The organism is Actinopolyspora alba (assembly GCF_900112765.1).
In the GTDB taxonomy this organism is placed as follows: domain Bacteria; phylum Actinomycetota; class Actinomycetes; order Mycobacteriales; family Pseudonocardiaceae; genus Actinopolyspora; species Actinopolyspora alba.
In genome coordinates this window covers 73,684-91,990 of the sequence record NZ_FOMZ01000009.1, presented here as the reverse complement: position 1 = coordinate 91,990, position 18,307 = coordinate 73,684, and the positions used below count along the sequence as shown (strand labels likewise).

Sequence of the window (18,307 nt, the reverse complement as noted above, 5' to 3'; positions counted from 1 at the left end):
GTCATACGGGCTCCCCTCCATGAGGACTCGGGGCAGTGTCCTGTCGGTCCGGACTCCGCGGCGCGGACCCCGAAGCGACAGCGTTGTGATCGGTTTCCGGACGGCTCGCCGTACGGTCGTCCGATCGTGCGTGCGGAACGTGCGTGGTGCAGGCCGCGTCGCCGTTGGCGATCGTGGCCAGCCGCTGCACGTGGGTGCCGAGAACTTCGGCGAACGCCTCCGTCTCGGCCTCACACAACTGCGGAAAATCCGCAGCGACATGCGCCACCGGGCAGTGGTGCTGGCAAAGCTGCTCCCCTGACCCGACGGTTCGCGCGGAAGCGGCATAGCCCTCCCGCGTGAGCGCGTCAGCCAATACCTGGGCCCGTTCGGCGACGGTCCCACTCGCTGCCAACGCGTCACGGTGGTGCTCGACCAGAGCGGCCATCCGCCGTTCGGCGAACGAGCGAATCGCCTGCTCGCCGGACTGTTCGGCCAGAAACCGCAAGGCCGAGACGGCGAGATCGTCGTAGGCGTGGCCGAACCGTGCCCGGCCGCTCTCGGTCAACAGGAACAGCTTAGCCGGACGTCCCCTCCCCCGACGGCCGCGAGACGAGGACTCCCTGATCCACGCCTCACCATCGGCGACCAGCGCGTCGAGATGCCTGCGCACCGCCGCCGGACTCAGGCCGAGCCGCTCGGCGATCCCGGCCGCCGTGACGGGGCCCTGCTCGAGCACTGTCCGGGCGACCAGCTGCCGGGTCCGCCCGTCACCGGCGCTCGGAGCCGCACCCTGCCGCGCAGAGTCCGGCTCGCCGGCGGCCCACTCGACCGCCGCGCCCGCTGGGGAGGTTCCGACGTTTTTCACAACACTGATGTTACCTAATTTGGAGCGGCAAGGCAGCGGGCAGGTCCGAGCACATGAGTTGTCTCACAACCCGGTTGCCCGAACGCACCACTCGCCCTTGCCACGCACCCGTCGGTCGAGTGGCTAGGCTCGGTCAACATGGCGGCAGGCGAAGCGACCGACACAGGCGACTCGGACAGGAGCGACTCCGGCCGGCGGGACCGAACACGGGAGGACGCCGGAACGACCACGATCACACCGACGACGAACGACGTCCCGGGGCCACTCGACCGGAGCGAACGCCGCCAGTTGGCACTCGTACGCCGCTTCGGCACCACAGGTGCCCTGCTGCTCGCGTTCGCCGCGCTCGGAGCGGGAGCGGCACCGGTGGACAACCCGATCTCCGGAATCCGCGTGCTGAGCCTGCCCGCCCGCATGCCCACCGTGGCGATGGCCTGCGCCTGGCTGGGCATGCTGATGGTCGTGATCGGCTGGCTGTGGCTGGGCAGGCTCGCGCTGCCGGGGCGGAGCCGCCTCGTCTCGCACACCCAGCTCGGCCGCACCATAGTCATGTGGGGCTTTCCGCTGGCGATAGCCCCACCGCTGTTCAGCCGCGACATGTACGCCTACCTCGCGCAGAGCGCGGTGGCGGCCAGCGGCGCCGACCCCTACGAGTTCGGCCCCTCCGAGGCGCTGGGCGTGGACAACCCACTGACCGGCAACGTCCCCAACATCTGGCGGGACACCCCCGCCCCCTACGGGCCGTTGTTCCTGATGTTCGGCAGGGGCATCGCGGCGATCGTCGGGGAGAACATCGTGTTCGGCGTGCTGCTGTGGCGAGTGGTGATGCTGCTGTCGCTGGCGCTGGCCGTCTGGGCCATTCCCCACCTCGCCAGGCGTTGCGGCGTGCCACCCGTGTGCGCGCTGTGGCTGTGCGCGGCCAACCCGATCGTGCTGTTCCACGTGGTCAGCGGTATGCACAACGAGGCACTGCTGATGGGCCTGATGCTGGCGGGCATCGAGCTGGGACTGCGGCTGCCGCGCCCGGTGGGACTCGTCGTCGGGTCGGTGGTGATAGTCGTGGCGGGAGCCGTGAAACCCCCTGCCTTCATCGCCCTCGGTTTCCTCGGGATGTATCTGGCGCGCCGACGCGGCGGCCGACTCACCGACCTGCTGCTCGTGGCCGCGGCGATGGTCGCCGTGTTCCTCGCGACCATGACAGTCATCACGGTGACCAGCGGCTGGGGCCTGGGCTGGCTCGAAACTTTCGACGTGCCGAACCGCATCAAGACATGGCTGGCACCGATGACCGCGGTCGGCATGTTCGGCGGCGGCGGCGTGAGCATGCTGCTGCGGCTCGGCAACCACACCGACGCGATGCTGAGCATCACCAAGGTGATCGGCTACGGGATCAGCGCACTGGTGTGCCTACGACTGCTGTGGACCTCCTTCCGCGGCCGGATCGAACCCCTGACCGGGTTGGGGATAACCCTGGGAGCCGTGGCGCTGCTCGGCCCGGTGCTGCACCCCTGGTACCTGCTGTGGGCGCTCGCCCCGCTGGCGGTGTCCACGAACGACTCGCGGTTCCGGGTGGTCACCATCGCCATCAGCGCCTCGGTCGCGCTGCTGGTACCCCCGACGGGCGCCGGGTACGTACTGCGCTACTACATGATCCCGTTCGCCGTCATCGCCGCCCTGATCGCGTTCGCCGTGATCCTGCCGCTCACCCGCGGCAGGGTGCCGCGGCTGCTGCCCACCCGCCGCAACCGGGCCACGGTGGAATCCCACTAGAACCCGATCACACCGGGGAGGAAGCCCTTCGGCGCCGCGGGCGCCGAAACGGCCGCTCTCTCCACTCACACCGCTGCCGGTTCTCCCGCCAAACGAGCACCTACGGAACCGGAGCGGACAGCCCCTACTACGCTGATGGAGCGTGAACCCAGACGTCGACTCCGCCGCTGTGCGGGCACGGGGGCTGACCAAACGATTCGGCGGCAACACCGCCGTGTCCGAGATCGACCTGCACCTGGCGCGCGGTGAGATGCTGGCCCTGCTCGGCCCGAACGGCGCCGGCAAGACCACCACCGTGGAGATCTGCGAAGGCTTCCTGCGTCCCGACGCCGGGCAGGTCAGAGTGCTCGGACTCGATCCGGTCGACCAGAGTGCCCGACTCCGCCCCCGCATCGGGGTGATGCCCCAGGGCGGCGGTGCCTACCCCGGTGTGCGCACCGAGGAGATGTTGCGCCTGGTGGCCGCCTGCTGCGCCGAACCGCTCGATCCGTCCTGGCTGTTGGACATTCTCGGACTCGACGGAGTGCGCACGACCCCCTACAAGCGGTTGTCCGGCGGACAGCAACAACGACTGTCACTGGCGTGCGCGCTGGTCGGCAGACCGGAACTGGTCTTCCTCGACGAACCGACCGCGGGAATGGACGCCCACGCGCGCAACCTGGTCTGGGAACTGATGTCGGCGCTCCGCGCCGACGGGGTCGGTGTGCTGCTGACCACCCACCTGATGGACGAGGCCGAGACCCTCTCCGACCGGGTAATGATCATCGATCACGGCCGCGTGCTCGCACGGGGCACCCCCGAAGAACTCACCTCCGGCGACGAGGAACACCGCGAACTGCACTTCCGGTCCCGCCCCGGACTGGACCTCGAACCGCTGCTGACCGCGCTGCCGGAGGGGTGCTCCGCCCTGGAAGTGCGGCCGGGACAGTACCTGGTACGGGGTCACATCGACCCGCAGACCGTCTCCACCGTGACGGCGTGGTGTGCCCGGCACGGCGCGATGGCCGACGAACTGCGGATCGGCAGACGCAGCCTGGAGGACGTCTTCCTCGAACTGACCGGACGGGAGTTGCGCGCTTGACACGACAGGAAAGCTCCGACAGCGCGTACGAGGGACTCGCGAACACACCGGAACGGACCACCCGGACACCCACCTTCGCGCCGGGAACCTTCCGCCCCTCCCCGGGACGGGCCAATCCGTTGCGGATGCTGCTCACCCAGACGCGGGCGGAATCGCTGCTGACGCTGCGGCACCCGGAACAGGCACTGCTGACCCTGCTGATCCCGCTCGTGCTGCTGATCGGGATGAGTACCCTCGACATCGGTCTGGTGGAACAGCCACGCGTCGACTCGGTCACCCCGCGGATACTCGCGCTGGCCGTGATGTCCACCGGATTCACCGGGCAGGCCATCGCACTGGGATTCGACCGCCGCTACGGCGTGATCAAACGCCTCAGCGCCACCGCCCTCCCCCGCTGGGTGCTGATCGCGGGCCGCGTGCTCGCCGCCCTGCTGGTCGTGGCACTGCAAACCGTGGTCCTCGGCGGTACCGCCCTCGTGCTCGGTTGGCACCCCTCCGGGGCCGGCGTGGCGACGGCGGTCCCGGTGCTGATCCTGGGAACACTCGTCTTCGGTGCGGGCGGAGTGCTCGTGGGTGGCGCGCTGCGGGCCGAGACGGTGCTCGCCGTGGCCAACACTGTCTGGTTCGCGCTGCTGCTGGCGGGCGGACTCGCGATCCCCGCCCGGCACCTGCCCGGCTTCATGAGCTCGCTCGCCGAGTACCTGCCCTCCGGCGCCCTGGCCGAAGCGCTCGGCGCCTGCCTCGCCGACGGGACGGCGCCCACCGCCGGATCACTGCTGGTCCTGCTGTGCTGGGGAGCCGTCGCCGGAGCCCTGGCGGTGCGCACCACCCGCCTCAGTTGATCCCAGCTCCGGTCCGGAGATCACTAGAGTGCGGGCCATGGAAACCCAACACGCACGCCGGGCCAAAAAGGCGCTCGACCTACCGCACGCCATGATCTACTTCGCTCCCGAGCTGGAACGGGAAATGTCCGAGCTCGGGATCGACTCCTGGAGCAGGGCCTACTTCGCGAGCCGCGCCGCCCCGATGGGCGCCGTCGGGGCGAACCTGGTGGCCGCCACCTTCTACAACTTCAACCCCGAACTGGTGCGGCAGCACATTCCCGCCGCCTGGTCGATCGCCGATCCGGAGGACATCGTCGCCGCACGGTTCCGCGCGGTCTCCGGAGCCCTGGAACGAATGCTGGGACAGGAAGCGGTCCGTTCGGAGGCGGTCGACGAAGCCGGACGGCTCGCCGCCAAGGCCGCCGAGAGGTGCTCGCCCGCCGGCAAACCACTGTTCGCCGGACACGCGGAGATCGAGTACCCGGACGAACCGCACCTGCGCCTGTGGCACGCCCTGACACTGTTACGGGAGTTCCGGGGCGACGCGCACATCGCCGTACTGCAACAGGCGGGACTCGGCCCGCTGCAGGCACCCGTGCTGCAGAGCGCCGCCGGACGAGGGATGAACGCCGCGACGTTGAAACAGACCCGGGCCTGGTCCGAGGAACAGTGGACCGACGCACAACTGGAACTGGCCGACCGGGGCCTGCTGGACTCCTCCGGAGCGGTGACAACGGCCGGTGAGCGACTGCTCGACGAGATCGAGGACACCACCGACGTGGCCTCGCTGGAACCGTGGCGCGCGCTCGACACCTCGGAGTTCTCCAAGCTGCTCGAACACGGCGGCGCACTGAGCAAACGGCTCCACGAGGCAGGCGCGGTGCCGAAGCGGCTCTTCGAGCACTGACTCCGCGGGGCTCCGCACTCTCGCGGTGGTGGCCCCCGTCCGGCGGGAGTCACCACCGTGGCGTGCGACACCGACGCGCGGTCCCCCGCGTCGGGCGACGCCCTGGTGTGCCTACCATCGTTCCGTGCCGACCCTGTCGTTGCCAGAACGAATAACCCGTCCCTCCGCCCGGTTGGTTCGCGCCTCGGCCGTCGCGGTACTGGTCACCCAGATGATGATCGCGGTAACCGGCGCGGTCGTGCGTGTCACCGGCTCGGGACTGGGCTGTCCGACGTGGCCGCAGTGTTTCCCCGGCAGCATGGTGCCGGTATCGCACGCCGATATCGCGCCGCTGCACCAAGCCGTCGAGTTCGGCAACCGACTGCTGACCTGGGTCGTCGCGGCCACGGCACTGATCTGTCTGCTGCTGGCGTGGCGAGTGCGCCCGGTCCGACCGAGACTACGACTGCTGGCCGGGTTGGTGCTGATCGGCGTTCCGGTGCAGGCCGTGATCGGCGGTATGACGGTGCTGCTGGATCTGCGCTGGTGGAGCGTATCGCTGCACTTCATGGCATCGGCGGTACTGATCTGGATCTCCGGGCTGCTGGTCAAGGCAGCGGGCGAGGGTGACGAGAAACCGTATCCGGTCGTCATCGGCAGGATGCGCGGCGTTCTGGTGGCGCTGACAGCGGTCGCGGCCGCGATGTTGTTCGCGGGCACGCTGGTCACGGCGGCGGGTCCGCACGCCGGTGACCCGAGCACGCCGCGGCTGCCGATGTCCATTCCGCTGCTGACCCAGCTGCACGGGCTGCTGGTGATGGCCTATCTCTGCCTGCTGGCGGTGTTCGGGTTCTGGCTGCGCGGCACCTCGCCGACTCGTGGCCTGCTGCGTGCCTACGCCACCGCCTGCCTCGTGGTGCTCGCGCAGGGAGTGATCGGCTCGGTGCAGTACGTCACCGGCGTCCCCGAGGGACTGGTGGTGGCCCACGTCCTCGGGGCCACGGTCGTGATCGCGACGGTCTCCCTGCTCTGGGCGGAGTCCCGCTACCGGGGTCCGGCCCCCAACCGGCGGCAGCCGCGCTCGGTCCACGTCGCGAGCGAACCGGTGGGTGGTTGAACGACCCTGCTGTCGCGGGGTTGACGCGTCGCGGTGGTGAGGTCCGGAAGCCTGTCGGATCAGCTCCGCCTGCGGGAGTCCCGTTCCCAGCGGCGCCACAGCTCCGGGATCTCCTCGGACAGCCACTGGTAGAACTCGTGTACCGCCCGCAGTCTGCGGGCGCGTTCCCCCTGTCCGCTGAACATGCGCAGCCCGGAGTCGATCAGGCCCTCCAGCTCGACCATACGGTGCATCCGGGCGCTGACCAGCTCCGGCCAGCGATGCTCCTCCACCCGGTAGAGCGCGGCCTCTCGGCCCTGCCGGGTGGTTTTGGAGACGATCCCCAGCCGCACCAGGAACCGAACGTTGGTGCTGATCGAGCCGGTACTGGCACTGAGCGCGTGCGAGAGTTCCGCGGCGGTGCGTTCCGGCGGATCACAGATCAGCAGGAAGGCGAGGACTCGCCCGGCGATCAGCGGCATCCCTTCGGTGGACTCGAAGTAGGCCGCCATCTGCTCGATCCACTCCGACATGGCGGGGCGGTCCGTGCGCTGGGTGTACTCGACCACTGGTCTGCTCGCCTCCGGATCCGGACCACGGAAGCACCGTGATCGGTTTCGCTCGACACTGAAACCTTAGGTGGAACCGACACACGAGGCAAGACACCTCCCGGCACGGCGATTTCGCGAGAAATTTACGCGGGACCGGGGTGAGAGGCCCCCGATCCCGTGACGATCCGGACGGAGTGCGCGGGTCAGGCGGCCCGGTGCGGGTCAGGCAGCACGGCGCGCGAGCTCGGCGCGCACGGCCGAGGCGAAGCGCAGCGGAGCCGCCCGGTCGGCGAGCAGGAAATTGAGCCGCGGCTCGATCAGCTCCAGCTCCAGCAGCATGGGCTCGCCGTCCTCGCCACGCACCAGGTCCACGCGCGCGTAGAGGAACTCGTACCGCGCCACGCCCAACAGCTCTCCGGTGGCGTCGAGCACGTCCTCGGCGACCCGCCGCAGCTCGGGAGCGGGATCGGTGGCGAACGGCCCCTTGCCGAGGCCCGCCGAACCGGTCGCGTCATCGGCCGGGTCCAGCAGCGGTCCCTTCACGAAGCCGTGCGAGTACACCCCGCCGAAGAAGACCAGCGCGGTCTCACCCTCTCGATCGACCACGGGCTGATAGGGCTGCACCAGCGCCGGGATGCCCTCATCGTGCAACGAACGCAGATGCAGCAGAGCCCGTTCGCGCTGCTCGGGCAGGAACCGCGCCGCGCCCCACGAACCGGCGCCCACCGTGGGTTTGACGACGAACTCCCGATCCGGCAGCTCGGGGTTGTTGTCGCCCCGCGCACGATCACCGGGCTCCACGACCCGGGTGGGAGTGACCGGCACCCCGGCCTCGGCGAGCTCCGCCAGGTACCGCTTGTCGCTGTTCCAGCGCACCACCCGCGCCGGGTTCGCCAACGTCGGTACGGACTCGCACCAGTCCACGAACTCCTTCATCCGCGAGGTGTAGTCCCAGGTGCTGCGCAGCACCACCAGGTCCGCGGTCTCGAAGGATTCGGCCGGGGAGTCCCACACCGCCCAGCGGCTGTCGATTCCCAGTTCGTCGAGCGCGGCGGACAACGACCGCTCGTCCTCGTGGGACTCGGGCATGTCGGAGTAGGTCGCCAGCAGCACGCGAGGACGGCCACCGGCGCGGTGCGGATCGGTGGTCACCTCGCGCGCGCCCCCGCCATCTTCCTGCGGTGGGCGGGTCCGATCGTCAACGCCGCCGCGGTGTCGGAGTCCCAGTCACCGCTTTCCAGACCTTCCACGGCCTCGACGACCGACTCACCCGATGTCGGGTCGGGAACCAGCACGTCGCCGAGCGCGCCGTCCTGGCCGATGAGCACTATCCGTGCCCCGCCCTTGCCGAGGTTCTCCACCACGGCACGTGCCGAACCGCCGTGTCGGGAGACGAACTCGGCGGCGGTGGCCACGGCACGTTTCGGGGGCCGCGTCGGCGCGGTCTCACCAGTCTGCTGCGTAGTCACGAGGCTGATCGTAACGGTAGCCCGGCCGATGACGGAGCGACGCGTGAGCCACACCACCCGGCGAATGGTCGGGACATGCCGCCGAAATCAACTTGAGCGGTGCCGAACGGAGTTCTCGTGGCATGATCGAACGCCACGGAACTGCCAGGCGAAACCACGGATCAGGAGGCCGGCACATGCGCGCTGTCCAGGTCACCGAGCACGGCGGCCCAGAAGTGCTGCACACCGTCGACGTGGCGGACCCCGACCCCGGCCCGGAAGAGCTGCTGGTCGGGATCACCGCCAGCGGGGTGAACTTCATCGACACCTATCAGCGCGGTGGGATCTACCAGGTGTCGTTGCCGTTCACGCCGGGCTCCGAGGGCGCCGGGACCGTGCTGTCCGTGGGGTCCGGTGTGAACGGATTCGAGATCGGCGACCGGGTGGCGTGGGCCATGGTTCCGGGCAGCTACGCCGAGCGCGCTGTGGTACCCGCGAACAAAGCGGTGGCACTGCCCACCACGCTCGGGGAGCGCACCGCCGCGGCCGCGATGTTGCAGGGCCTGACCGCGCACTACCTCACCGCCTCCACACACGTGGTGAAGCCGGGCACGATCGCGCTGGTACACGCGGCGGCAGGCGGGATGGGGCTGCTGCTGACGCAACTGATCACGCTGCGCGGCGGCCACGTGATCGGCACGGTCTCCACTCCGGAGAAGGAACGGCTGGCACGCGAGGCGGGGGCCGAGGACATCATTCGCTACACCGAGCAGGACGTGACCTCGCGGGTGCGGGAACTGACCGGCGGAGTCGGGGTGCACGTCGCCTACGACGGGGTGGGAAGGGACACCTTCGACGCGAGCCTGGCCTCGCTGCGTCCGCGCGGCACGCTGGCGCTGTTCGGCGCCGCCAGCGGCCCGGTGCCGCCGGTGGATCCGCAGCGGCTCAACTCGGCGGGTTCGGTTTTTCTCACCAGGCCGACGTTGGCGCACCACATGCTGGACCGCGCGGAGCTGGACTGGCGGGTCGGTGAGCTGTTCGACCTGATCGCACGCGGCGAACTGCGGATCCGCATCGGGGGCAGTTATCCGCTGGCCGATGCGGCGGACGCCCACGAGGCGCTGGAAGGGCGCCGGACCACCGGAAAGGTCCTGTTGGAACCATGATCGCGTTCCCGCCGGGACGGGGGCGGACCCGTCCCGGCGGACGCCGTCTCACCCATGGGCAACGCTCCGCTCGGCGGAACCGGACGGAGCTCTCACGTGGTCACCGCGGGAACGGTGATCACATCCCTGGCCAACGGCGCGAGGGCGAACAGGGTTCCGGTGAGCAGCGGCTCCGGCACGGAACTCTCCCGCAGCGCATCCGCGAGATGCCCGATCACCAGGTCGTACTCGTCGTGGTGGATCCCCTCCTCCGAGGTGGTGTCCGACTCGACGACCGCTCCGGAACCACCGAGCGCGGCGGTGAACAACCGGACCTGGTGCTCCCGCAGCAGGCTCAGATCCACCCGGTGGAAGTACCCGGCCAGCCGGGAATCGGCCAGTGCCTTCTCGTAGAACCGGAAGACGACTTCGCGCATGAGGGGCTCGCCGCCGAGCTGCTCGTGAATAGTGGTCATCACTGCCTCCGGAACTGGGAATTCGACGTCACCCCCGAGTGAATCCTGCTCGCTTTTCCGGGACGTAATTGCCGCGTAAACACCGGAAGTAACTTCACGGCCCTGCCGACGAACACCGGCCGACCGTTCCGGAGCTCCCGAGTACGCACACCGTGCGTTCGCGCGGGGGAACGCGACGGGAAAACACTCCGGAAACACGTTCGGAGTCACCACGCAACAGAAACGCACCAGAATCCCGCCGCACCCGGCTCAGCCCGCCGGGAAGACGAAACGGTGAGAGGAGTGCGTATTGCCGCGGCAGACCAGCGACGCGAGCACGACCACCCGAGCGGCCGACGAAACGCTCGAGGACTACACCCTGCGGTTCGCCCCGCGCGGTTATCGGCGATGGAGTCCTCCCGTGGTCGCGACCACGGCGCTCGGCGGCATCGCCTACCTCGCCGACTTCTCCATCGGAGCCGGCATCGGGCTCACGCACGGCACCAGCAACGCGCTGCTGGGCATAGCGGTGGCCGCGCTGATCATATTCACCACCGGGCTGCCCATCGCGTACTACTGCGCGCGCTACAACATCGACCTCGACCTGGTCACTCGCGGATCCGGGTTCGGCTACTACGGCTCGGTGCTGACCAGCGTCATCTTCGGGAGCTTCACCTTCATCTTCTTCGCCACCGAGGGTGCGATCATGGCGCAGGGGCTGCGGGTGGGACTCGGGATCCCGCTGTGGCTCGGCTACCTGATCACCACGCTGATCGTGATCCCACTGGTGGTTTACGGCATGTCGGCCCTGAGCAAACTGCAGGTCTGGACGACGCCGGTGTGGTTGCTGCTGATGGTCGCTCCGATGGTCTACCTGGTGCTCAGTGATCCCGGTTCCCTGGGGGAATGGCTGGCCTTCGCGGGACGGGACGGCTCGGGCGGCGTGAGCGTCGCCGCGGTGCTGCTCGGTGCCGGGGTGGCGCTGTCGCTGATGGCCCAGATCGGCGAGCAGGTCGACTACCTGCGCTTCATGCCACCCAAGACCCGGGAGAACTCGCGGCGTTGGTGGATCTCGGTGGTCGCGGCCGGGCCGGGCTGGGTGGTGCTCGGCGCGCTCAAACAGGCGACCGGGGCTTTTCTGGCGTTCTTCGTGCTGGGGTTGGCCGGTTCCGCGGCGACCGAACCCGTGGAGCAGTTCCTCGGCGTCTACGGGCTGTTCCTGCCCGGATGGCTGGCGGTGGCGCTGGCCGTGGTGCTGGTCGTGGTCAGCCAGATCAAGATCAACGTCACCAACGCCTACTCCGGCTCGCTGACCTGGACGAACTCGGCGACCAGGCTCACGCGTCGCTATCCGGGACGCAACGTGTTCGTGTTCGGCAACCTCGCCGTGGCACTGGTGCTGATGGAGGCGAACATGTTCGCGTTCCTGAACTCGGTGCTGAGCTTCTACGCCAACACCGCGATCGCGTGGGTGGTCACGGTCGCCTCGGACATCGTGCTGAACAAGTACCTGCTGCGTCTCTCGCCGCGGGTGCCGGAGTACCGCAGGGGGATGCTGCACCCGATCAACCCGGTCGGAGTGATCTCGTTCTCGACAGCGAGCGCGATCTCGATCGCGATGTACTTCGGGGCGTTGGGCTCCGCCTTGCAGCCCTACTCGCCGATCGCGGCGGTGCTGCTCGCACTGGTGCTGCCCCCGGTGATCGCCATCGCCACCAGGGGGAGGTTCTACCTGCGGCGCACCGACGACGGGATCCCCGAACCCAGGTTCGACAGTACGGGCACCCCCGTGGCGACCGCGTACCGCTGCCACGTGTGCGAGCAGGACTTCGAACGGCCCGACGTGCTGGCCTGCCCGACGCACGAGGACGTCGTCTGCTCGTTGTGCGTCACCACGGACCGGACGGGGACGCATCTGCTGCCGGCGCAGTCGACCCCGCTACCCCGCGCGGGGTTCCGTCACGGAAACGGCCACGAAAACCGGGACAGCGAACCCCTACTGAAAAACTGAATCGAAAGAGCGGCTGTGTAGGATCGTGCGGGAAACTCCCGCGCGATCACTACGTAGTTCTGGAGCACACGTATGCCGCTGGTCTCCGACGTGTTGGACACGCTTTCGTCACTTCCCGACGAGCTGCTCCTCACCGTCGCGGGGGCCATGGCGTTCGCGGAGTCCGGCCTGGGGATGGGGATGTTCATCCCCGGCGAAACCGGCGTGCTGATCGCCGGTGCCTCCGTGGACAACCGGGCACTGCTCGGTGTGATGCTGCTGGTGGTCACCGTGTGCGGCTCCGGCGGTGACCACGTGGGTTACCTGCTGGGCAGACGCTACGGCCCGGCGATGCGCTCCACCTCGATCGTGCGACGCATGGGAGTGCGACGCTGGGACCAGGCCACCGCCACGCTGGACCGGCACGGGGGGCTGGCGATCTTTCTGACCAGGTTGGTGCCGATAGTCAGGACCTTCACACCCGCGGCGGCGGGGGTCTCGCAACTGCGCTACAACCGCTTTCTGCTGGCCTCGTTGTCCGCGGCGGCGCTGTGGTCGCTGGTCTACGTGTCCACGGGTGCGCTGGCCAGAGCCTCGCTGGAACGTGTGGGGGCGATACTCGGCAACGCCAGCTGGGTGGTGTTCGGCGTGCTGGCCGTCGGGATCGCGGGGCTCGTGCTCGTTCGACGGGCCCGCGCGCGCAGGCAGCAGCGGGAAGAACCGGAGTACTGCCCCGAAGCGGAGTGCTCAGCCGAAGCGGAGTGAGTTCGCCCGAACCGCGGCACCCGCGTCCTGTTCGCGGTGAACGAATCCGTGCTCCACCGGTTTACCTGACGAAGACACCCCATCAATTAATCACTCCGAGTGATAATCCGAACACGGATAGCACGTTTCGCGTGTTCACACGGACGGGGGTGAGGCATCGAACGCATCCACGAGGCGGACGGGTCGCGACACCGAGCACGCAACAGGATTACGCTGCACGTTGGACGAGGGATAACAGCGGAACGAATCGGTCAAGTTCGACCGGATTCACCGCGCGAGGGAAACTGGAGCCGCGAGGAGTGTCCGTCACAGACGACCTTGCCCGTTTGACCACCAAACGAGTTCCCGAGGACTGGACCGAGCTGGACCAACGCGCCGTGGACACGATCCGCGTGCTGGCCGCCGACGCGGTCGAGAAGTGCGGCAACGGCCACCCCGGTACCGCGATGAGCCTGGCCCCGGCCGTGTACGCGCTGTTCCAGCGGGTACTGCGCCACGATCCCAACGATGCGAGCTGGATCGGCCGGGACCGCTTCGTGCTCTCCGCCGGGCACTCGAGCCTGACGCTGTACCTGCAGCTCTACCTGTGCGGATACGGGATGGAGCTGGAAGACATCAAGGCGCTGCGCACCTGGGACTCGGCCACACCCGGACACCCGGAGTACGGCCACACCACCGGTGTCGAGACCACCACCGGCCCGCTGGGCCAGGGACTGGCCAACGCGGTCGGCATGGCGATGGCCGCCCGGCGCGAGCGCGGCCTGTTCGACCCGGACGCCGAGCCGGGCGAGAGCGTTTTCGACCACCAGATCTACGCGCTGGCCTCCGACGGTGACATCGAGGAAGGTGTCACTTCCGAGGCGTCCTCCCTGGCCGGGACCCAGCGGCTGGGCAACCTCACGGTGATCTACGACTCCAACGAGATCTCCATCGAGGACGACACGCACATCGCCCTGTCGGAGGACACGGCCAAGCGTTACGAGGCCTACGGCTGGCACGTGGTCACCGTCGACGGCGGCGAGGACGTGCGAGGCTTCCTGGACGCGGTGGAAGCCGCGCGCGCCGAGACCGACCGCCCGAGCCTGATCGTGCTGCGCACGGTGATCGGCTACCCGGCCCCGAACAAGATGAACAGCGGCAAGTCCCACGGCGCCGCGCTGGGCGGCGAGGAGGTCGCCGAGGTCAAGAAGGCGCTGGGCTTCGACCCGGACAAGTCCTTCGAGGTGGCCGACGAGGTGATCGCCCACACCCGCACGGTCGCCGAGCAGGGCAGGGCCGCGCACCAGAAGTGGCAGATCGCCTTCGACTCGTGGGCGGCGGAGAACCCGCAGCGCAAGGCGCTGCTCGACCGGCTGAGCTCCCGTGAGCTGCCCGCCGACTGGGCGGACGCGCTGCCCAGCTGGGAACCGGACGCCAAGGGCATCGCCACCCGCAAGGCGTCCGCCGAGGTGCTGGCCTCGCTCAAGGACGTGCTCCCCGAGCTGTGGGGCGGTTCGGCCGACCTGGCCGAGAGCAACAACACCACGATGAAGGGCGCCGACTCGTTCGGCCCCGAGAGCATCTCCACGGAGATGTTCCAGGCGCAGCCCCACGGCCGCACGCTGCACTTCGGCGTCCGGGAGCACGCCATGGGCTCGCTGCTCAACGGGATCGCGCTGCACGGCGGCACCCGGCCGTACGGCGGCACCTTCCTGATCTTCTCCGACTACATGCGGCCCGCGGTGCGGCTCGCGGCGCTGATGCGGGTTCCCACCATCTACGTCTGGACCCACGACTCGATCGGACTGGGCGAGGACGGACCGACCCACCAGCCGGTGGAGCAGCTGGCGAGCCTGCGCGGTATCCCCGGCCTGTCGATGGTGCGCCCGGCCGACGCCAACGAGACCGCCGCCGCTTGGAAGAGCGTGCTGGAACGGCCCGAGGGACCGGCCGGGCTGGCGCTGACCCGCCAGGGCGTGCCGACGCTGGAGGGCACCGACAGCGAGGGTGTCGCACGGGGTGGCTACGTGTTGGCCGATGCCTCCTCGGGTACACCGGAGCTGGTACTCATCGCCACCGGCTCCGAGGTGCAGCTGGCTGTGGAGGCCCGCGGGATCCTGGAGAACGAGGGCGTCCCCACTCGCGTGGTCTCGATGCCGTGCGTCGAGTGGTTCGACGCGCAGGAGGAGAGCTACCGGGAGCGGGTGCTGCCGGCCGCGGTGCGCGCGCGGGTCGCTGTCGAAGCCGGCATCGCGCAACCCTGGTACCGCTTCACGGGTGACAGCGGCGAGATCGTCTCGCTGGAGCACTTCGGTGCTTCGGCCGACTACAAGACGTTGTTCGAGAAGTTCGGCATCACCACCGAAGCCGTGGTCGCCGCAGCCCGACGGAGCCTGAGCAGCGCGCGGTCGAACTGAGACCGGTCGCACCCGGCCGAACCGCAACCGCTGCGAACGACGGAGGTAACTAGTGAGCGGCAACAGCAATCTGCAGGCACTCAGCGACGCCGGCGTGGCCATCTGGCTGGACGACCTGTCCAGGCAGCGGATCAACTCGGGCAATCTGGCCGAGCTGATCGCGAACAAGAACCTGGTCGGGGTCACCAGCAACCCCACGATCTTCGCGAGCGCGCTGTCCAACGCGGCGGACTACAACGACCAGGTACGTGAACTCGCCGGCCGGGGTGCCGGGGTGGAAGAGGCCGTCCGCGAGTTGATGACCAAGGACATCCGCGACGCGGCGGACGTCTTCCGCGAGGTGCACACCGCCACCGGTGGTGAGGACGGTCGCATCTCGCTGGAGGTCGACCCGAGGCTGGCCCACGACACCGAGAGCACGGTCAAGGAGGCCCTGGAACTGGCCAAGGCGGTGGACCGCCCCAACCTGTTCGTCAAGATCCCGGCCACGGTGGAGGGACTGCCCGCGATCACGCGCACGCTGGCTGAGGGCATCAGCGTCAACGTCACGCTGATCTTCTCGGTGCAGCGCTACCGCGAGGTCATGGACGCCTTCATCACCGGTCTGGAGCGGGCCAGGGAGAACGGGCACGACATCAGCCGGATCTTCTCGGTCGCCTCGTTCTTCGTCTCCCGCGTGGACTCGGAGATCGACAAGCGACTGAAGCAGCTGGACGGACCGGAACACCTGTACGGCAAGGCGGCCATCGCCAACGCCCGGCTGGCCTACGCGGCCTACGAGGAGGTCTTCACCGGCCAGCGCTGGCAGGCCCTCGAACAGGCCGGAGCACACCGGCAGCGGCCGCTGTGGGCCTCGACCGGTGTCAAGGAACCCGCCTACTCCGACACCCGCTACGTCGACGAGCTGGTGGCGCCGAACACGGTCAACACCATGCCCGAGTCCACCCTGGAAGCGGTCGCCGACCACGGCAACATCCTGGGCGACACGGTCAGCGGCACCGCCGGGGCCTCGCAGCAGGTGTTCGACTCGCTGTCCGAGATCGGCATCGACCTCGACGACGTCTACACCGTGCTGGAGCGCGAAGGCGTGGAGAAGTTCGAGAAGTCCTGGGACGAGTTGCTGCGGACGGTTTCGCAGCAGCTCGAGCAGGCTCGGTAACGGTGCCTCACCCGTGTGAGGACCACTCCCCGCACGGGTGAAAACCACGCGAACGCAGGCGGCCGCCCGGTCGGATCGAGGAATCCTGACGAGTGGGTGTTCGGCACGGACGACCGGCCGGAACACGGCGGTGGTGCCGGGAATCCCCTCCCGAACCACACCCTCGCTCGTGAAAGGGCCTCACGAACCGGCGGCCGCCTGTAAACGTGTGCACCATCCGTCTCGTCGTGTGTTGACGATCGAACGCGAAGGAACCATATGACGACTGAAACCTCAGCCGAGATCGCCGATCCTTCGCTGGCACGGGAGGCCGAGCCCCTGGTCCAGCGGCTGGTCAACGACCGTGCCGCGAGCGAACTCGCCGCGCAGAATCCGACGCTGTGGGGCCCGGAGGCCGAGTCGGAGGCATCGATCCGGCTGTCGTGGACCACTCTGCACGAAACCTCGCGCGGCCTGGTCGCCGAGATCGACGCACTGCGCGCCGAGCTCTACGAGGAAGGGCTGACCCGGGTCGTGCTGGCGGGCATGGGCGGCTCCTCGCTGGCTCCGGAGGTGATCACGGCCACGGCCGGCACCGCGCTGGTCGTGCTGGACACCACCGATCCGGCCCAGGTGCGCGACGCCCTGGAGGGCGAACTGGAGCGCACCGTGGTGGTGGTCTCCTCCAAGTCCGGCACCACGGTGGAGACCGACAGCCACCGGCGCATCTTCGAGCGGGCGTTCTCCGATGAGGGCATCGACCCCGCGCGGCGCATGATCGTGGTCACCGACCCGGAATCCCCGCTGCAGACCACCGGGGAGGAGTCCGGCTACCGCAAGGTGTTCACCGCGGACCCGAACGTCGGCGGACGCTACTCGGCGCTGAGCGCCTTCGGCCTGGTGCCCGCCGGGTTGGCGGGTGCCGACGTCGCCGGTTTGCTGGACGACGCCGAATCGGTCTTCCCCTCGGTGAGTGCCGACGACGAGTCGAACCCCGCGATCCGCCTGGCCGCCGCACTGTCGGCCGCCCACCGGTCGGGAGCGGAGAAGGTGGTACTCGCCGACAGCGGATCCGGGATAGTGGGCTTCGCCGACTGGGTCGAACAGCTGATCGCCGAGTCCACCGGCAAGTCCGGGATCGGGCTGCTCCCCGTGCCGGTGGAGAACGTGGAAGCGCCCGGTTTCACCACGGCGGGCGACGACGCCACACCGGTGGCCATCGGCCCCGCGGCCGGTGCCGCGGCGGTGGGCACGCACGGCTCGCTGGGTGGCCTGATGCTGCTGTGGGAGTTCGCCACGGCACTGGCGGGCAGGCTGCTCGGCATCAACCCGTTCGACCAGCCCGACGTCGAGGCCGCCAAGCAGGCGGCACGCGGCCTGCTGGACGGGCCGTCGGGAGGCCCCGTGGCCACCCCGGCCGCCGTGGACGGGTCCATCGAGATCCACGCGACCGGTGAGTGGCTCTCCCCCGGCGTCGGCAGTGTCGCCGAGGCGCTGCGGGCGCTGATCAACGCGGCCCCCGCGAACGGCTACCTCGCGGTACAGGCCTACCTCGATCGGCTCGACGACGCCTCGATCAGCGTGCTGCGTCCCGAACTGGCTCGCCGCAGCGGGCTGCAGACGACTTTCGGCTGGGGTCCCCGCTTCCTGCACTCCACCGGCCAGTACCACAAGGGCGGTCACCAGAACGGGGTGTTTTTGCAGGTGACCGGCGCGGTCGGTGAGGACATGGAGGTTCCGGGACGCCCGTACACCCTCTCGGGGCTGCAACGTGCCCAGGCCCTCGGGGACGGCCAGGTTCTCGCACAGCGGAACCGGCCGGTGCTCCGGCTGCACCTCACGGACCGCACCACCGGACTGGTGGAGCTGGTCAAAGCGGTGCAGGATCTGCGTACGGCGGGCTGAGGCGCGAGCG

Annotated in this window: 16 protein-coding genes; 11 read left to right on the top strand and 5 right to left on the bottom strand. The window is 69.1% G+C overall.

Annotated elements, in window-relative coordinates; translation table 11 throughout:
• Position 1: 1 nt before the first annotated feature.
• Positions 2–847, bottom strand: coding sequence for a helix-turn-helix transcriptional regulator (locus BM150_RS14885; protein WP_092927878.1), 846 nt, complete (start codon positions 845–847; stop codon positions 2–4).
• Positions 848–985: 138 nt separating this feature from the next.
• Here BM150_RS14885 and mptB point away from each other — a divergent pair, with 138 nt between their 5' ends.
• From mptB to BM150_RS14860, 5 genes are all read left to right on the top strand, one after another.
• The gene (mptB, locus tag BM150_RS14880; RefSeq protein WP_092927877.1) at positions 986–2,617 is read left to right on the top strand and encodes a polyprenol phosphomannose-dependent alpha 1,6 mannosyltransferase MptB; all 1,632 of its coding nucleotides are present in this window, start codon (positions 986–988) and stop codon (positions 2,615–2,617) included.
• Between the two features lie 142 nt (positions 2,618–2,759).
• Positions 2,760–3,698 carry an ABC transporter ATP-binding protein gene (locus BM150_RS14875; RefSeq protein WP_092927876.1) on the top strand — a complete coding sequence of 313 codons (939 nt, stop codon included), beginning with the start codon at positions 2,760–2,762 and terminating at the stop codon, positions 3,696–3,698.
• A gap of 125 nt (positions 3,699–3,823) precedes the next feature.
• Positions 3,824–4,540 carry an ABC transporter permease gene (locus BM150_RS14870; RefSeq protein ID WP_092928043.1) on the top strand — a complete coding sequence of 239 codons (717 nt, stop codon included), beginning with the start codon at positions 3,824–3,826 and terminating at the stop codon, positions 4,538–4,540.
• A 37-nt stretch (positions 4,541–4,577) separates the two neighbouring features.
• Complete coding sequence (locus BM150_RS14865; protein WP_092927875.1) at positions 4,578–5,429, top strand: SCO6745 family protein; 852 nt, start codon at positions 4,578–4,580, stop codon at positions 5,427–5,429.
• Positions 5,430–5,553: 124 nt separating this feature from the next.
• A complete protein-coding gene (locus BM150_RS14860; protein ID WP_092927874.1) occupies positions 5,554–6,525 on the top strand; it encodes a COX15/CtaA family protein in 972 nt (323 codons plus the stop codon).
• Positions 6,526–6,584: 59 nt separating this feature from the next.
• Here the strand turns inward: BM150_RS14860 and BM150_RS14855 are convergent, their stop codons facing one another.
• From BM150_RS14855 to BM150_RS14845, 3 genes are all read right to left on the bottom strand, one after another.
• Complete coding sequence (locus BM150_RS14855; RefSeq protein WP_092927873.1) at positions 6,585–7,073, bottom strand: GbsR/MarR family transcriptional regulator; 489 nt, start codon at positions 7,071–7,073, stop codon at positions 6,585–6,587.
• 204 nt (positions 7,074–7,277) lie between these two features.
• Positions 7,278–8,144, bottom strand: a complete 867-nt coding sequence (locus tag BM150_RS14850) for an ATP-grasp domain-containing protein (protein ID WP_092928042.1) — start codon at positions 8,142–8,144, stop codon at positions 7,278–7,280.
• 59 nt (positions 8,145–8,203) lie between these two features.
• On the bottom strand, positions 8,204–8,524 hold the full coding sequence (locus BM150_RS14845; protein ID WP_092927872.1) for a hypothetical protein: 321 nt from the start codon (positions 8,522–8,524) through the stop codon (positions 8,204–8,206).
• 176 nt (positions 8,525–8,700) lie between these two features.
• On the opposite strand from BM150_RS14845, the gene BM150_RS14840 reads away from it, so the two are divergent.
• On the top strand, positions 8,701–9,669 hold the full coding sequence (locus BM150_RS14840; RefSeq protein ID WP_092927871.1) for a quinone oxidoreductase family protein: 969 nt from the start codon (positions 8,701–8,703) through the stop codon (positions 9,667–9,669).
• 92 nt (positions 9,670–9,761) lie between these two features.
• Here BM150_RS14840 and BM150_RS14835 read toward each other — a convergent pair whose 3' ends face one another.
• Complete coding sequence (locus BM150_RS14835; RefSeq protein WP_092927870.1) at positions 9,762–10,124, bottom strand: group I truncated hemoglobin; 363 nt, start codon at positions 10,122–10,124, stop codon at positions 9,762–9,764.
• Between the two features lie 289 nt (positions 10,125–10,413).
• On the opposite strand from BM150_RS14835, the gene BM150_RS14830 reads away from it, so the two are divergent.
• The 5 genes from BM150_RS14830 to BM150_RS14810 all read left to right on the top strand — a co-directional run bounded on the left by BM150_RS14830 (position 10,414) and on the right by BM150_RS14810 (position 18,297).
• Entirely contained in the window at positions 10,414–12,114 is a 1,701-nt protein-coding gene (locus BM150_RS14830) for a purine-cytosine permease family protein (protein WP_092927869.1), read from the top strand.
• A gap of 72 nt (positions 12,115–12,186) precedes the next feature.
• A complete protein-coding gene (locus tag BM150_RS14825; protein WP_092927868.1) occupies positions 12,187–12,858 on the top strand; it encodes a DedA family protein in 672 nt (223 codons plus the stop codon).
• A 326-nt stretch (positions 12,859–13,184) separates the two neighbouring features.
• On the top strand, positions 13,185–15,254 hold the full coding sequence (gene tkt / locus BM150_RS14820; RefSeq protein WP_092927867.1) for a transketolase: 2,070 nt from the start codon (positions 13,185–13,187) through the stop codon (positions 15,252–15,254).
• 52 nt (positions 15,255–15,306) lie between these two features.
• The gene (gene tal / locus BM150_RS14815; protein ID WP_092927866.1) at positions 15,307–16,413 is read left to right on the top strand and encodes a transaldolase; all 1,107 of its coding nucleotides are present in this window, start codon (positions 15,307–15,309) and stop codon (positions 16,411–16,413) included.
• Between the two features lie 258 nt (positions 16,414–16,671).
• Positions 16,672–18,297: a glucose-6-phosphate isomerase gene (locus BM150_RS14810; protein WP_092927865.1), complete on the top strand. Its 1,626-nt coding sequence runs from the start codon at positions 16,672–16,674 to the stop codon at positions 18,295–18,297.
• Positions 18,298–18,307 lie beyond the last annotated feature (10 nt).

What these genes read in the sequence shown, in the direction of transcription:
- mptB (WP_092927877.1), top strand. Translation starts at nt 986, where the DNA reads ATGGCGGCAGGCGAAGCGACCGACACAGGCGACTCGGACAGGAGCGAC.
- BM150_RS14870 (WP_092928043.1), top strand. Translation starts at nt 3,824, where the DNA reads ATGCTGCTCACCCAGACGCGGGCGGAATCGCTGCTGACGCTGCGGCAC.
- BM150_RS14865 (WP_092927875.1), top strand. Translation starts at nt 4,578, where the DNA reads ATGGAAACCCAACACGCACGCCGGGCCAAAAAGGCGCTCGACCTACCG.
- BM150_RS14850 (WP_092928042.1), bottom strand. Translation starts at nt 8,144, where the DNA reads ATGCCCGAGTCCCACGAGGACGAGCGGTCGTTGTCCGCCGCGCTCGAC.
- BM150_RS14840 (WP_092927871.1), top strand. Translation starts at nt 8,701, where the DNA reads ATGCGCGCTGTCCAGGTCACCGAGCACGGCGGCCCAGAAGTGCTGCAC.
- BM150_RS14835 (WP_092927870.1), bottom strand. Translation starts at nt 10,124, where the DNA reads ATGACCACTATTCACGAGCAGCTCGGCGGCGAGCCCCTCATGCGCGAA.
- BM150_RS14825 (WP_092927868.1), top strand. Translation starts at nt 12,187, where the DNA reads ATGCCGCTGGTCTCCGACGTGTTGGACACGCTTTCGTCACTTCCCGAC.
- BM150_RS14810 (WP_092927865.1), top strand. Translation starts at nt 16,672, where the DNA reads ATGACGACTGAAACCTCAGCCGAGATCGCCGATCCTTCGCTGGCACGG.